Source organism: Companilactobacillus sp. y65-5 (assembly GCF_057541095.1).
Window position 1 is genome coordinate 194,519 of the sequence record NZ_BAAJOA010000002.1, and the last position, 15,609, is coordinate 210,127.

General features: G+C 41.9%; 14 protein-coding genes and 1 pseudogene. 4 read left to right on the top strand and 11 right to left on the bottom strand.

Features of this window, described 5'->3' with window-relative positions:
* Nucleotides 1–151: 151 nt before the first annotated feature.
* Entirely contained in the window at nt 152–1,333 is a 1,182-nt protein-coding gene (locus AC27FM_RS05025; RefSeq protein WP_487086879.1) for an MFS transporter, read from the top strand.
* Here AC27FM_RS05025 and AC27FM_RS05030 read toward each other — a convergent pair.
* The 3 genes and pseudogenes from AC27FM_RS05030 to AC27FM_RS05040 all read right to left on the bottom strand — a co-directional run.
* Nucleotides 1,311–1,565 (bottom strand): annotated as a pseudogene (locus tag AC27FM_RS05030) (glycosyltransferase family 2 protein); the annotation flags it as partial. The gene AC27FM_RS05025 and the pseudogene AC27FM_RS05030 overlap by 23 nt on opposite strands.
* Nucleotides 1,531–1,809, bottom strand: coding sequence for a hypothetical protein (locus AC27FM_RS05035; protein WP_487086406.1), 279 nt, complete (start codon nt 1,807–1,809; stop codon nt 1,531–1,533). The pseudogene AC27FM_RS05030 and the gene AC27FM_RS05035, both read right to left, overlap by 35 nt.
* Nucleotides 1,810–2,030: 221 nt before the next feature.
* Nucleotides 2,031–4,274 carry an ATP-binding cassette domain-containing protein gene (locus AC27FM_RS05040; protein ID WP_487086408.1) on the bottom strand — a complete coding sequence of 748 codons (2,244 nt, stop codon included), beginning with the start codon at nt 4,272–4,274 and terminating at the stop codon, nt 2,031–2,033.
* 425 nt (nt 4,275–4,699) lie between these two features.
* On the opposite strand from AC27FM_RS05040, the gene AC27FM_RS05045 reads away from it, so the two are divergent.
* The 3 genes from AC27FM_RS05045 (at nt 4,700) to AC27FM_RS05055 (ending at nt 7,835) form a co-directional block, all read left to right on the top strand.
* Nucleotides 4,700–5,173, top strand: a complete 474-nt coding sequence (locus AC27FM_RS05045; protein ID WP_487086410.1) for a nucleoside 2-deoxyribosyltransferase — start codon at nt 4,700–4,702, stop codon at nt 5,171–5,173.
* 122 nt (nt 5,174–5,295) lie between these two features.
* The gene (locus tag AC27FM_RS05050; protein WP_487086412.1) at nt 5,296–6,468 is read left to right on the top strand and encodes an MFS transporter; all 1,173 of its coding nucleotides are present in this window, start codon (nt 5,296–5,298) and stop codon (nt 6,466–6,468) included.
* Between the two features lie 146 nt (nt 6,469–6,614).
* Complete coding sequence (locus AC27FM_RS05055) at nt 6,615–7,835, top strand: MFS transporter (protein WP_487086414.1); 1,221 nt, start codon at nt 6,615–6,617, stop codon at nt 7,833–7,835.
* Nucleotides 7,836–7,883: 48 nt separating this feature from the next.
* On the opposite strand, the gene AC27FM_RS05060 is transcribed toward AC27FM_RS05055, so the two are convergent.
* The 8 genes from AC27FM_RS05060 to AC27FM_RS05095 form a co-directional block, all read right to left on the bottom strand.
* Nucleotides 7,884–8,852, bottom strand: coding sequence for an alpha/beta hydrolase fold domain-containing protein (locus tag AC27FM_RS05060; RefSeq protein ID WP_487086415.1), 969 nt, complete (start codon nt 8,850–8,852; stop codon nt 7,884–7,886).
* Nucleotides 8,853–8,916: 64 nt separating this feature from the next.
* Nucleotides 8,917–9,345, bottom strand: a complete 429-nt coding sequence (locus AC27FM_RS05065; protein WP_487086417.1) for a CopY/TcrY family copper transport repressor — start codon at nt 9,343–9,345, stop codon at nt 8,917–8,919.
* Between the two features lie 97 nt (nt 9,346–9,442).
* A complete protein-coding gene (locus AC27FM_RS05070) occupies nt 9,443–10,021 on the bottom strand; it encodes a VIT1/CCC1 transporter family protein (protein ID WP_487086419.1) in 579 nt (192 codons plus the stop codon).
* Nucleotides 10,022–10,065: 44 nt separating this feature from the next.
* Complete coding sequence (locus AC27FM_RS05075) at nt 10,066–11,373, bottom strand: MFS transporter (protein WP_487086421.1); 1,308 nt, start codon at nt 11,371–11,373, stop codon at nt 10,066–10,068.
* Between the two features lie 6 nt (nt 11,374–11,379).
* Nucleotides 11,380–11,964, bottom strand: coding sequence for a 3-isopropylmalate dehydratase small subunit (leuD, locus tag AC27FM_RS05080; protein ID WP_487086422.1), 585 nt, complete (start codon nt 11,962–11,964; stop codon nt 11,380–11,382).
* Nucleotides 11,964–13,325, bottom strand: coding sequence for a 3-isopropylmalate dehydratase large subunit (gene leuC / locus AC27FM_RS05085; RefSeq protein WP_487086881.1), 1,362 nt, complete (start codon nt 13,323–13,325; stop codon nt 11,964–11,966). The genes leuD and leuC overlap by 1 nt, the downstream gene beginning before the upstream one ends.
* Nucleotides 13,326–13,335: 10 nt before the next feature.
* Entirely contained in the window at nt 13,336–14,406 is a 1,071-nt protein-coding gene (gene leuB / locus AC27FM_RS05090) for a 3-isopropylmalate dehydrogenase (protein WP_487086424.1), read from the bottom strand.
* A complete protein-coding gene (locus AC27FM_RS05095) occupies nt 14,406–15,560 on the bottom strand; it encodes a 2-isopropylmalate synthase (RefSeq protein WP_487086426.1) in 1,155 nt (384 codons plus the stop codon). The genes leuB and AC27FM_RS05095 overlap by 1 nt, the downstream gene beginning before the upstream one ends.
* Between the last annotated feature and the right edge of the window lie 49 nt (nt 15,561–15,609).

A 15,609-nucleotide genomic window follows, 5' to 3' on the forward strand; every position in this document is an offset into this window, starting at 1 on the left:
ACCACTCTATAGATTTATGGAACTAAAAAAAGATTTCATTTCTGAAATCTTTTTTTATTTTCCCTTGCCTTGGACTGAACTCCAAGGTCTATTATCTCCAAGTAATCTTATTTAGTGGAGGATTTTTATTTTGAATAAACAAAAAGGTATTATGAAATTTTCTTTGTTGGCAGTTTCGGTTTTGACAGCCTCAGCTCCAGCAATCAACGCCAACATCCCAGCTCTGGCAAAAGCTTTTCCAGATGTCCCTTTGGCGCTAGTAGAAATGCTGACCACCATTCCATCATTTTTCTTGATGATTTCACTTCTAGTTAGCAACTTGATCGCCCAAAGAATCGGCGTTAAACCGACCATTACTATCGGCATAGCACTAGTCATGATTTGTGGTCTAGTACCAGTCGTCAGTAACAACTTCGCGATCATCATGGCCTCACGTGCCCTATTTGGTTTTGGCGTCGGCCTGTTCAACTCACTTCTAGTTGCGATAGTTACTTACTTTTTTCAAGGTACTGAACGCTCTCAACTGATCGGGTATCAAAGTGCATTCGAAGGATTTGGCGGCATTGCCATTACTTTTATCGCTGGACAACTTCTGAAGTTTGGTTGGCACTGGTCATTTTTAGCATATGCCATTGCCATCCCCGCACTAATCTTGTTCCTACTATTCGTCCCTGACCTTCCTCGTGCAGAAGAAAATAGAGATGAAACCTCTAAAGTCACTGACGAAAGTTCAAATAATTTTCACTTTTCAAGTCGCTTATTAGGACTACTATTATTGACCTTTATCGTAGCCACACTGTATATGACCATGGGCATCAAAGTCCCAACTCTACTAGTTAACAATGGCTATGGTACAGCCACAGATGCCAGTTATGTTATTTTAGGTCTTAGTGTCGGTGCTATGAGTTCTGGTTTCTTGTTCGGCAGAATCTATAATAGATTGCATCGTTTCATCTTGCCGGCATCGCTATTACTACTAAGCTCGGCTATGTTGGTCATTAGTTTAGCTGACACCACTGTGATGACGATCATCGGCGGATTTATTACTGGCTTTGGCTTCCGATTATTCCTACCCTTCATGCTGAATGTCGTGAATGAAAATAATTCTGGTAGTAGTTGGTCTACTTCTTTGATCTTGATTTTTTACAATCTCGGTGCTGCATTATCACCATACAGCGCTCTCTGGTTACAGGACATATTCAGCCTTAATAATTTAAATGACCTCTTCATGTTTAGTTTCATCGTACTAGCAATCTTATTTATCGCCATGTTGACACTAACTATCATCCAGAGATACCATAACGTTCGCATAAGCAACCGTTCATATAAATAAATTTTTGTGAACGGGACAAATTCCGATTGAATAACACTTTGAGATTGTAAATGCTCTGAATAACCCCTCTAGCCCAGCGTACCCGCTGTTTCATGACGCTCTTAAAATCAGTCGGCGTCAATCCACTAGCCATTGTTTTCATGGTAGAAATATTTCGATAACCAGCAGAATTGATACGCATGCTCAACTCAAAATCTTCAGTGATGGTATCTGTCGGAAAACCACCAACATCTGGAAACTCTGAGTCCTCTACGATTGGTTTTTATTGGTTTTTTGATTTGAACCACTTGTTGCTTGTTCCAAATAAAGATCGAGGCTGTAAAATTAAAAATTATTTCACTCAACAGTAGTAATAGTGCAAAGGTCAACACTAAGATATGCGTGTGCCAAGGTATAGTAAAGAACATCCGCCACAAGAGATAGATTACCGTTGTCAAAATGGTAAAACCGTATAATATCTTTTTACTCCGACTCATCTATTCACCCCTTACGTAGTATCTTTTTTCTAAAACTGCCTGATTACAGCGCATCGGAAATAAATATTTTTGTTTTTAGTCATTTTTTTATAAGTAAAATACTTATTTATGAAATAATGCCATGATGCCAGAGAAAAAAACAGCTTAAACTCTGCAAAATACAGAGTTTAAGCTGTTTTAAATTAAACCTTCTATAAATAGTTCTTACTAAATAAATATTTCTACAAGTACTTCGCAGTGACTGAATCTGGCACTTGTTCGATTCCTGCTACTGGACCTTCATAAACGATATTACCACCACGAGCCCCACCGTCAGGTCCGATGTCGATGATCCAGTCAGCACTGCGCATGACATCGACATTGTGTTCGATCACTACTACCGTGTTGCCTTTTTCGACCAAGTCATTGATTATCCGAATCAAATTCTCAGTATCGGAAACATGCAAACCAGTAGTTGGCTCATCCAAAACAAAGACATTGCCTTTTTTATTCAATTCCTTTGCGATCTTCAAGCGCTGGCTCTCGCCACCTGACAAAGTATTCAAGGCTTGACCCATAGCCAAATAGTCTAAACCAACGTTGTGGATATTCTTGAGTTTAGTATTTATCTTCTTATCATCAAAGAACGAAAATGCTTCTTCGATCGTCATATCCATTACTTCAACGATATTTTTATCTTTAAACTTGTATTGCAACACCGCGGGTTCAAATCTGCCACCATGACATTTAGGACATTCAACTTCGGAATTATCCATGAACGACATGTTCAATTCAATGACGCCCTTGCCTTTACACTCCGAACAAGCACCTTTGGAGTTATAACTGAATAAGCTATCTTCGACATCATTAGCCTGTGCAAATAACTTTCTGATCTCACTCATGATTCCGGTATAGGTCGCTGAATTAGAGCGGCTATTAGCATGCAGTGGGCTTTGATCGATAACTACCGCATCTGGATTCTCCTCCGCAAAAACCTGCTCTACCAACGTGCTCTTGCCAGAACCTGCCACACCAGTGATAACTGAAAATAGGCCCTTTGGGATGGTTAGTTGAACATTCTTCAGATTGTGGAGCGACGACTTGGAACTTTTGATGAAGTCCTGTGCTTCTCGTGGATTCGCCTTCATAGATAATTCGTGGTTCAGATATTTACCAGTTAATGTATCCGATTGTAATAACCCTTCATAGGTCCCCTCATAGTCGATCGTGCCACCATGAATACCTGCGCCCGGACCCACATCGACGATATGGTCTGCGACTTTGATCACATCGGGATCGTGCTCAACTACCAATACGGTATTGCCATTGTCACGAAGCTTCAATAACAATTGGTTCAAGCGACCGACATCACGTGGATGCAAACCCGTGCTAGGTTCATCTAAAATATAAATTAAATCAGTCAAGCTGTTTGACAAGTATTTGACCGTCTTGACACGTTGACTCTCGCCACCTGATAAGGTCGCCGTTTCACGGGTTAGAGTCAAATAATCCAAACCGATATTAATCAGATCTTGAATCCTGATTTTTAAATCACTGATGATCGACTTCATCCGTTCATCGGTGAATCCATCTAAAACCGTCACCAACTTATCCAATTGCATATCGGTCAAATCAAAAATATTGTATTCGTTTATTTTTGAATCCAATACTTTTTGATTAAATCTAGTTCCCTGACACATTTCGCAAGTGGACATTTTAGCATATTTTTCTATCTTCTTACGTGCACCATCTGACATGGTCTTATTCTCTTGAATGTTAGTCCGATAAAACTTCTTGATGATTCCTTCATACTTGGTCGTCAACTCAGTGCCTTTGTATGGCACTTTGATCTCAGCTTCACCATTGAGCAAGTTCTCCATCTCATCAGCACTGAAGTCCTTAACGGGTTTGTCATTATCAAATAATCCCGAATATAGTAGCGTCTGCAAGTAGTAGGAATTAACATTGTAGCCCGGTAAAAGTACCGCCCCATCGTTCAGTGACTTGCTGTAATCCAGAGCCTCATCCAATCTAACCACATAGCTCCGACCGATTCCCTCACAGTGCGGACACATTCCCTCGGGATCATTGAAGGAGAAGGCATTACTGGCATTTCCGTACTTGGGAGTTCCAAATCTTGAAAACAGGATCCTAAACAAAGGGCTGATATCGCTGATCGTGCCCAGTGTGGATCTAGCATTACCACCAAGTGGTTTTTGATCGATAATAATCGCTGTAGATAGATTGTGTATCTCATCAGCATCAGGCCGCTTGTACTTTGGCAAATACAATCTTGTAAAACTATTATAGGTACTGTTAAGTTGTCGTCCGGCTTCTTGTGCAATGGTATCAAAGACGATCGAAGACTTACCCGAACCTGACACTCCTGTAAAAACGGTCAATTTGTTCTTAGGAATCTTCAAACTAACGTTCTTTAGATTATTTTGACGGTCATTCACTATCTCGATAAACTGATTCTTAGACATTTGGAACCTCCAATATACGTAATTTTTCACCAAAAAGAGTATAAAGTATATCATTTTTATTTATAAAATTCGAGTAAAAAAATAGGAACGTGCTCCCACACATTCCCTGTAATCAGAACTAAAAAAATAATTTCTAAATCTAACCCATCTATAGCACGTATTATACCTAAAAGATCAACAGCGAAAATGCTATTAATATCCCCACAATTGCAAGATAGCTCACATTGCGTTTATCATCGCGTAAGCTCTTCTGTTTTTTCATGGTATCGTCCTCCGTGCCTACTATTGTTATACCATCTTTTCGAAGCAATTGAAAGCAAATATTCATCCAAAAATATTCATCTATGTAACGATAACATAGCATTTGTACGCCGTTATAACGTATAATAAATAATATAAATTATTAAGGAGAAACTAATAGTTTAATGGACAAAAAAAACCGTGTATATCTAGCTGGACCATTCTTCAGTAAAGAACAAATTGCTCGCTTGGATGAGATCGAAGAACTACTCAAAAATAATTCGACGATCGGTGATATTTTCCGCCCCGGAGTGGATGAATACGAAGCTGCCAAAATGGGAACTTTTGAATGGCAAACTGCTGTCTTCAAACATGACATCAATAATATCAATACTTCAGATCTAGTAGTTGCCATGCTCGATTACAAAACTGAAACTGGCGAATTCGAACCTGATTCCGGTACGGTTTGGGAATGCGGCTATGCTTTCGCCAACAACATCCCCGTTATCGGTGTTCGTTTCGAACCAGATCAACCGTTGAATCTGATGTTAGCCGGTAGTCTGACGGCTTTCTTCAAAGGTGAAGACCATATCCAACTAATCAAAGATTATAATTTCAATACATTAATGACACGCTATGAGGATGTCGACGTCTTGTAGTTGTCCAGAGTCTGAAACAATGTTTCAGGCTCCTTTTTTGTGCACTTATTCGACTTTTGTCACAATTTCTTTTTTGTTTTACACTGTGATGGTAACTTTTTTATTACGAGGGGGATCCTATTTTGAGTTCTGCAAAACCTGTATCAAAAAACTACTTTATCTTCAGTATGATGCTGATAGCTGCCAACTTGCGACTGCCGATCACCATCATGCCGCCACTACTGGATAGTATCGAGAAAGAACTACACATACCAGCCTCGATGGCGGGTCTATTGACTTCGATTCCATTGATCGCATTCGCTATTTTTTCGCCAATAATCGTTAAAATATCCAAAAGTAAGGGTAATGAAATGACTATCTTCTTATTCTTCATCCTACTGATAGCCGGTAGTTACTTACGCGTTATCCCATCTACTGCGGCATTGTTCATTGGAACCGCCCTAGTCGGTATCGGTATCGACAGTGGTAACGTCTTACTTCCAGCCGCCATCAAAGATCACTTAGCCAATCGGCTACCTGTCGGTACTGCACTCTATACATTATCCATGCTCCTGATTGCGGCGATCGGTACTGCTGTCTCAGGCCTCTTGATCACTAAGTTCAATCTGAGCACTACTTTGGCCCTCCTATCACTCGTGGGAATCGTCGCCTTAGTATTTTGGATTCCCAACATTCGTAAAGATGACTCAACTTCTAGTACCAATCGGGATGAGCTTCCCAATTATCAAAGTGTTTGGCATCAATCACTCGGCTGGCTGATCACTCTGTACTTTGGTCTCCAGTCACTAGTGTATTATTCAATCCTGACTTGGTTACCTAAGATTCTCAATAGTCATGGTGTTTCGTCCGTCTTCTCCAGTAACTTACTGACGATCCTACAACTCGCTGGATTACCATTATCCTTTGTAGTCCCGATGCTGGCACCAAAAAAAGTCGGGATGCGAATATTAACTGCATTAGTAGCATTGGGTTATGTCATCGCCCCCTTAGCCTTTTTAGTCGAGACTACTTCTGCTAGTTATCTGATCCTATGGACGATCTTCGTCGGTTTTGCTCAAGGTATCGCCTTCAATACTGCCATTTTCTTCTTCACGAACAAAACAACTAATCCGTATCAGACCGCCGATGTCTCCGGTATGGCACAGTCAGCTGGTTACTTATTAGCCGCCTTCGGTCCAGTAAGTTTTGGACTCTTGAATCGTAGTTCCAATATCCTGATCGTCTTAGCAGTCTTCGCCACACTATTGACCATTACCGGAATAATAATAAATAATTCAAAATTAATTAAAGAATAAATATTTAAGCTCTAAAATACTGATATATCAATATTTAGACACTGGGCAATAAAATTCCTACCCTTGTTAATATTTTGGGCAAGTGATATTATACACACAAGCAAAATAAGGGACGACAGAGAGCGTCCATTTTGGAGGAAAATACTATGAAAATAGTCGAAAACAATACAAATTCAAACCATCTAGATAGCTATCGCACTAAAGTGGTCGCTTCCACAGCCGCAGGTTTTGGGTTAGAGAATATGGACGTCATGTTTTTATCATTCGCCCTCTCTTCCATCATTGCTGAATTCGGATTAAGTGGAACACAAGCTGGATTAATATCCACGATCACAAATATCGGTATGCTTATAGGTGGTATTTTTTTTGGAATTTTAGCTGACAAAGTCGGCCGTATCAAAACATTCACATACACGATCTTCATCTTCGCCATCGCAACAGGAGCAATGTTCTTCGCTCACAGTTTGACTGCAGTTTACATCTGCCGCTTCTTCGCCGGAATCGGTGGTGGTGGTGAATATGGTATCGGTATGACCGTCCTCGCCGAAAGTTTCTCGAAGAAAAAACTCGGTCGAGTATCGAGTTGGGTCGGAATGGCTGGACAAGGTGGAGCTATCATGGCAGCACTCTTAGCCGCATTTATCATTCCAACACTCGGTTGGCACGCACTATTCTTATTCGGTATCTTACCAGTCGTTATCACTTTCTTCATCAGACATCACTTAAAAGAAAGTGACACTTTCATCAAATCCTCCAAAGAAAAAAATGGTAGTATCAAAGAATTATTCGCAACGCCAAAGATCGCTCATCAAACAATCGGCTTAATGATTATGGCTATCGTACAAATTGCTGGTTACTTCGGACTTATGAACTGGTTACCAACGATCATGCAAAAACAACTTAATTTGACAGTTGCCAGCTCAACCTGGATGATTGCGACCATACTGGGTATGTGTGCCGGAATGTTGACATTCGGCTGGATCCTCGACACATTGGGACCTCGCATGGCCTTTGGAATCTTCCTAGTATGTTCAGCTATCGGTGTCTATGTCCTGACCCTACCTTCCAATATGATTTCACTTATCATCGTCGGAGCTATCGTCGGATACTTCTCAAACGGGATGTTTGCTGGTTACGGTGCTGTCGTAAGTAGACTCTATCCTACCGAGATACGTGCCACTGCCAACAACGTGATCATGAATACTGGTCGCTGTATTGGTGGATTCTCCAGTTTAGCTATCGGCTGGATCCTCGATAATTACAACGTGATGACGGTTATGATTTTCATCTCATCACTCTACATCATCAGCTTGATTGTGATGTTGACTGTCACTAACTTAAAAGCTGACAATTACAAACAGGCTTAACAAAAAAACTGACCGAAATTCACATTTTAAGTGGATTCGGTCAGTTTTTTATTTGATTAGTTTAGCAATCTTCTTTAAAACTTCTTTAGCTTCAGGAATAGGATAACCTGGGAAAACGTGGTCCATATTCGGATACACGTACATCGTCAGATCAGCCTTGCCAAAAGCAATCTCATTTAATTTTTTAGCGTCCGCATAGAAGATATCATGTGTACCGATAAAAAGATGAATCGGTGGCAAATCGGTCAAGTCACCGTAAATCGGACTGACTAAGGGGTCTTTCACATCCAAGTTGTCAGCGTAGATTTTGCCTTCGAATTGTAAGTCTGCGATGTGGAGCATAGGATCAACGCTCTGTAATGCTTCCATCTCTGGGTTGCTGGTGGAGACATCCAACCAAGGTGACAATAAGATGGCCTTACTTGGTAATGGATATTTCCGATCGCGCATTACTTGAAGTAAGGACAGTGCCATCCCACCACCCGATGAATCACCTAATAAGATGATATTTTCCGGATCGACCAACTCGTCGTTGATCAGCGATAAGTATCTGGATAATACCATGGCTGTGGCCTCGTGTGCATTGTGGATCGGTGCTTTTGGATAGATCGGCATCACGATCCTAGCATCAGCTAGCTTCGACAGTTTGCGTGCCATCGCATACTGATACTTGACTGGTTGAAACCAGTAACTACCACCGTGGATATAAAAAATAACTTTGTTAGATTGTTCCTTAGGAACATACTCTAACGTGTCATCAGAATCTTTGAGATATTTGAACTTATATCTCAATCTTGCTTCTTCAGGTAATTCGAATGGTCTGTAATATGTCCCCACATAGTGCTCCATATCTGCACTTGAGCGAATAGTTGGAAATATATTTACAGCATCTAATGACTCTTCAATCAATAAACTTCTCAAGCTTCTCTTTTCTTTGATTGCTTGGAACTCTTTCAGTGCCAAGAATCCAACACCTGCTGCAGTAAGAACTTTCCCTGTTTTTTTGATATAAATCATCTCCCCATAGAGCTATTCATTCTATATTATACATACCGATACTGAATTAATGTAAAAATTTCAACTAATCGCAGTCACATTCCCCAGGAACACAATTACAGTTGATCTCTTCGACCGCTTGCTTGTGATTTAGTTTATCTTGAATTTTGTCGATATCGGCTTGAGTCAATTCTGATTCATCAATGATATAGGCCACAGCTGAGCCGACTTTTTTAGCGCAGACTTGATTGAAGAATTTTTTTGAAGCTAAGTCTACGGTACGGCTTTCGTCCATCACGGCTGAATAAACAAACTTGTTTCCATTTTTTTCGGCCTTAATGATGCCCTTATCATTTAAGCGATGTAAAAGTGTCTTGATCGTTGCGGGTTTCCAGTCCATAGAATCACCCAAGACATCGATCAATTGTCGCGATGTGACAGTGTCTAAGGCCCAGATGACTCGCATGATACGCCATTCTGCGTCGGTTATATTAATATTGGTTGTCTCTAACATAATTATCACTACCTCTGGTTTTATTTTAACAGTCAGGGTAATTTTCAACAATCAAAACAAAGCTCAGCTAGGATATTACTCCTAACTGAGCTTTGTTTTATTTAACTGAAACATTGAAGATACTACCAATCAAGTAAGTAATAATGATCGTCGCAACTCCGACTAACACATTACGGAGAATAGTTTTTTTAGTGGAAATATCAGTATTGGATGTACTGATGACCGCATTCAGACTCAAGGCCACTATCATAGCGATAGCAGTATTGACTATCCGCCACCTGTCGTTAGACAAATTCATGGCTAATAGTGGAATGATCGCACCAAGGATGAACGAACAAAACGAGGCTGTAGCAGCGTGTAACGGGACTAACATGTCTTCATTTTGAAGTTTGGTCTTGGCTTGTTCAGATTGAGACTCAAGCTTTTTTTCTTGAACATCATGTTGCGTACTGACCGACATCCATTCACCACCCGCCATCGAGCAGGCACCTGCTAACATGCCTGAGATACCTGTTATCAACAATGTGTTGTTGTCAAAATTGGCCCCAGCTGCACCGAGAACGATCCCTGAAACAGAAATGATACCGTCGTTAGCTCCTAAAATACCAGCTCGCAAAACATTGAGCCTATCCCAAAAATGATTTTTAAAAAATGATCTCGTAATAATTTTTTTCATGTAACCGTGCCCCGTCACCTCCACTATACACCATTGGAATATTCTTAACTGATATCTTTTTGATTAGTTTCATCACCTAAGAACCACACGACTGCTCCAGCAAATACGGCGATGGCACTGATGATCCAAAAGATAACATCAGTCGATGTGACTGACAATAGCCAAGCAACAACGATTGGCATCGCAACAGTGAAGAGTTTTGCGATCCCATTGGCGATACCAGAACCGCGGAAACGAATCTTCGTCGGAAATAATTCGGCTACATATACGGCAACGACACTTGCCATCAAAACATAAAAACAAGTAGTTAAAAGAAAACCAATTGCGACAACAGCCGCAACCTGTGTCTGTTGGGCGTAGATCATCCCAAAAATAGCTGTGAAGAAAAATGCTGGCACGATCGTAAGTTTACGACCGATCCGATCGACCAAGTATGCTCCAATGGCACATCCGACCGGAGCACCAAGCATCATCATGGTTGATAGTCCAAGTGAATTACCGATATTGATATTGCGTTGAACTAATAGCGTCGGTACCCATGAGGTGAAAGTGTACTGACAGATAATAGTAGCTGAAACGGCAACTGTCGCAACGAATAAACTGACAGCAAATGAATGATGAACTTGTTCATGCGGTTTGGAAGTATTATTGATATCACTACTACCATTGACCTCTAGTCTCTCGATGATATCTTGAGCTTCTTCGGTACGACCGTGAGCGATCAACCAGCGTGGTGATTCAGGAATATCACGGCGTAGATACCAGAGGATACCAGCTACGACACCGATAGCCGCAAACATCGGACGCCAGCCGTAGTTGGGGATGATCAAAGTACAGAGGAGCATCGTGATCGGTGCACCACAGTTTGCAATCAATGAAACAGTCGCACACCACTTGCCACGACTGTGGATCGGAGCGAATTCATTGACCATCGAGTATCCAGTAACGATCTCTGAACCTAGTCCGATACTCGACATCAATCTACAAATGATCAAAAAAGTCATATTAGGAGAGAATGCCCCTAAGAATGTAAAAACTCCAAAAAGAAGTAAATTGATTTGATAAGCAACTTTACGTCCCTTCAAATCACCAATAAATCCAGCGATGATCGAACCGATGAACAGTCCGAGAAATCCACTCGATAAAAAGTATGAGTTTTGTTGAATCGTTGACCAATTATCTTTTAAAGTCGTGCTGGCAACGGCACTGGCCATGTAGACGTCAGCGGCGTCCAGAAGCATACCACCTGAAACTAATGCAAAGACTTTATAAAACAACGGTGATTCATATGTACGGTCTAGGCGACCTTGTAGTTGACTTCCTTCTTGAATTTCCACAATACATCCCTCCATTACTGGTTAATTAAAATTAGGCATTTTAGCCTCATATTCTGTAATTTGTTTCTCATATCCCATCGTAATGGCGATATCATCTAATCCATTGACAAACTTGTGCTTCCACAAAGGATCAATCTCAAAATCGAATTGCTGATCCTGATAACGCACTTGCTGATTAGGAAGATCGACGGTGATTTCTTCATCCGGTTTGATCGCCGCAAGAATATCACGTTGCTCCTTTGGCAAGGTGATTGCCAATAGACCGTTCTTCGTACTATTCATATAAAAAATGTCACTATAACTACCAGCGATGACTACTTCAAATCCGTAATCTTTCAATGCCCAGACGGCGTGCTCACGGGAGGACCCACAACCGAAGTTATCGCCAGTGATCAGTATCTTGGCGCCTTGATATTCTGGTTGGTTCAAAATAAAATCTGGATTATTCGAGCCATCTTTTTGATAGCGCCAATCGAAGAAAAGATTTCTACCATAACCTGTTTTAAGGATATTTTTCAAAAATTGCTTAGGGATCAATTGATCCGTATCGATATTTTCCTTCATGATCGGGATAGTGGTATTGGTAATCGTTGTAATTGGCTTCATTAGATAGCTTCCTTTCTGATATCAATAAAATGTCCATGAACTGCTGCACCGGCGACCATAGCGGGACTAGCTAGATGTGTTCTAGCGCCAGCTCCTTGACGACCTTCGAAATTACTATTTGAGGTTGAAGCACAGTGAACGCCAGCTGGAACTTGATCAGGATTCATCCCTAGACAGGCTGAGCACCCCGGTTCACGCCACTCACAACCTGCGTCCTTAAAAATCTTGTCCAAACCTAGTTCTTCAGCTTGTTCCTTGACCTCACGTGAGCCCGGAACTACTAGTGCCGTGACTCCATCTGCCACGTGGTGACCTTCGATGGCATGTGCCGCCACTTTCAAATCAGATAAGCGACCGTTAGTGCAGGAACCGAAGAAGACGAAACCGATCGGAATCTGTTTAGCCGTCTGTCCGGGTTTGAGGCCGATATAGTTATAGGCTTTTTCATCGTCTTGGTTATCGATCTGTGGGAAGGGCTCATCAACTGGAACTGACATGCCTGGATTAGTTCCCCATGAAACAAATGGTGCTAAATCACTGACGTCGAAGTCGATGATCTTGTCAAAGGCCGAGTCGTCATCAGTCTTGAATTGTTGCCAATATTCAATCGCTTTATCCATCTGCTTAGGAGCATATTTACGACCTCTGATATATTCAAACGTCGTCGCATCCGGTTGGATACTCCCCATCTTTGCGCCACCTTCGATCGACATATTACAAATCGTCATGCGCGCTTCCATACCCATATTGCGAATCGTATCACCGTAGTATTCCACCGCGTAACCAGTTCCAAAGGCGACCCCTTCACGGGCGATGATCCCCATGATGATGTCTTTGGCATATACACCCTTAGGTAGTTCACCGTGAATATGGATTCCCATCGTCTTAGGTTTAGTTTGCCAGATAGTCTGTGTAGCCAAGACGTGTTCTACTTCACTAGTTCCGATACCAAAGGCGATCGAACCAAAAGCTCCGTGAGTAGCAGTATGCGAATCGCCACAAACGATGACTTGACCCGGCTGTGTCAATCCCAATTGGGGACCGATAACGTGAACGATACCTTGGTCTTCATCACCCATACCTGCCAAACGAACTCCAAATTCTTTGGTATTCTTCGCTAACGTGTCGATTTGCTTGCGAGAAATTTCATCTTTGACATTGAAGATATCAACCGTGGGAACGTTGTGATCCATCGTCGCAAAATTACGATCCGGACGACGAACTTTTCTTCCATTTTCACGCAATCCTTCGAATGCTTGCGGGGAAGTTACTTCATGGAGCAGTTGAAGATCTACATATATTAGTTGTGGGTCGCCTACTTCTCCTGTAATAACGTGTTGATCCCAAATTTTGTCAAACATTGTACGAGGTTTATCTTGTGACATATTCGTTCCTGCTTTCCTTAATTGATTTAATAATTTCAGTTGTTACTTCAGCAGTTGAAGCTGTCCCACCTAAGTCGGGGGTAGTGATACCGTTATTGATCGCAATATCGACAGCTTGATTGATTTGTTGAGCTAAGTCTTTTCGTCCAAATGAGTTTTCGAGCATCATCGCAACTGACTTGACCATCGAGATCGGGTCAGCGATGCCTTTACCAGCAATGTCGGGAGCGGAACCATGAATTGGTTCATATAGTGCTGGACCAGTGGCACCCTTACTCATCGAAGGGATCGTCCCTAGTGAGCCTGTCGTTTGAGCCGCTTCATCGCTCAAAATATCACCGAACAGATTCTCGGTTAGGATGACATCGAATTGACCAGGGTCAGCGATGATCTTCATCGCCGCCGCATCGACATAACTCGCATCAAACCTGACTTCGGGATATTCTTTAGCAACCGTTGCCGTGATCTCTCGCCAAAATTTGCTGGTAGCAAGAACATTTGCCTTATCGACTAGCGTCACGTGTCGTCTACGATGACTAGCCATTTCAAAGGCTACTTTAGCGACCCTTGTGATTTCTTCAGCGGTATAACTCATCGTGTCAATTGCTTTGGTCGCTGTCTTGGATCTTGGAGTACCAAAGTAAATCCCGCTAGTCAATTCTCGAACGATAACGAAGTCAACTGGTTCATCAAATTTGATTGGTGAATATGGCTTCATCGCCGAACTGATGACGGTCGGACGGATGTTAGCAAATAGTCCCAGCTTCTGACGAATCTCCAGCAATCCGGCTTCTGGTCGTTTTGTAGCCTGGTCCCATCTCGGACCACCAATAGCTGCTAACAGTACTGCATCACTGTTTTGACAAGTTTCTAAGGTTGTAGCTGGTAAGGGGTCTCCAGTTTGGTCGATCGCCGCTCCTCCAAAAGGTACTTGGTCAATTTGATATTTGAAATCTTGGTCTTCACTCACTGCTGCCAAGACTTCCAATCCGGCGGACATGATTTCTGGTCCGATATAGTCGCCTGCAAGAACTGCAATTTTGTATTGGTCACTCATTAAGCACTTACCTCTTCCATGATTTGTTGTAGATCGTTATCAGAAACAATATCAGTTTGATCAGCGACTGCTTTGAACTTAGGGAAGATGATCTTCATCGTATCGCGGTCAACTTGATACCCCATCTTTTGTAGCTTTGTCATCACTGCGTGCGAACCGGATAGTTTGCCAAGTGGTAGGGTCGTCTTATGTGCTCCAACGATCTCTGGTGTTAGGATCTCGTAAGTTTGAGGATTCTTTAGCATCCCATCTTGATGGATACCTGACTCATGTGCGAAGGCATTGGCACCAACCACCGCCTTGTTGCGTGGCACTGGCATTTTGGCGAATCTGCTGATCATATCACTAGTTACTTTGGTTTCGGAAAGGTCGATATTTGATTGCGCGTCATAATAATCCTTACGAACATACATTGCAGCCGCAACTTCTTCCAGTGCAGCATTACCAGCACGTTCGCCAATACCATTGATAGTACCTTCGATACGAGTAGCACCATTTTCGATCGATGCTAGGCTGTTTGCGACCGCCATTCCTAGGTCGTCGTGGCAGTGAACAGAGAATGTGATTTCATCGAAGCGAGGGATGTTAGTTCGAAGATTTTTGAATAGTTCGCCGAATTCAACCGGATTGGTGTAGCCGACCGTATCAGGAATATTGATGACCGTGGCACCTGCATCGATTGCTGTCTGAATGGCTTGAACTAGGAAGTCAGGCTCAGTTCTAGTGGCATCTTCAGGTGAGAATTCAACGATCTTGAAGAACTTATGCGCATAGGTAACATTTTCTTTAATAGATTCGATAACTTGAGCTCTTGTCATGTGTAGCTTGGACTCTCGATGAATCGGACTAGTTGCAATGAAAACATGGATTTGTTTGTGTGCGGCATCTTTGGTAGCTTCAACGCAAGCGTCGATGTCACCTTTCCTTGCTCTAGCAAGACCCGTCACTCGAGTATGCTTGACGGCTCTAGCTACTGCACTGACAGCCTCGAAGTCACCTTGTGATGCAACTGGGAAGCCAGCTTCGATCACATCTACACCCCATTTTTCAAGTTGCTTAGCAATTTTGATTTTTTCATCAATACTGAAATTAACTCCGATCGTTTGTTCTCCATCACGTAATGTTGTATCGAAAAATTGAATTTGCTTACTCATAATTATCTTCCTCTCGAACTTTTTTTATTTTGGATATAAAAAAACACCT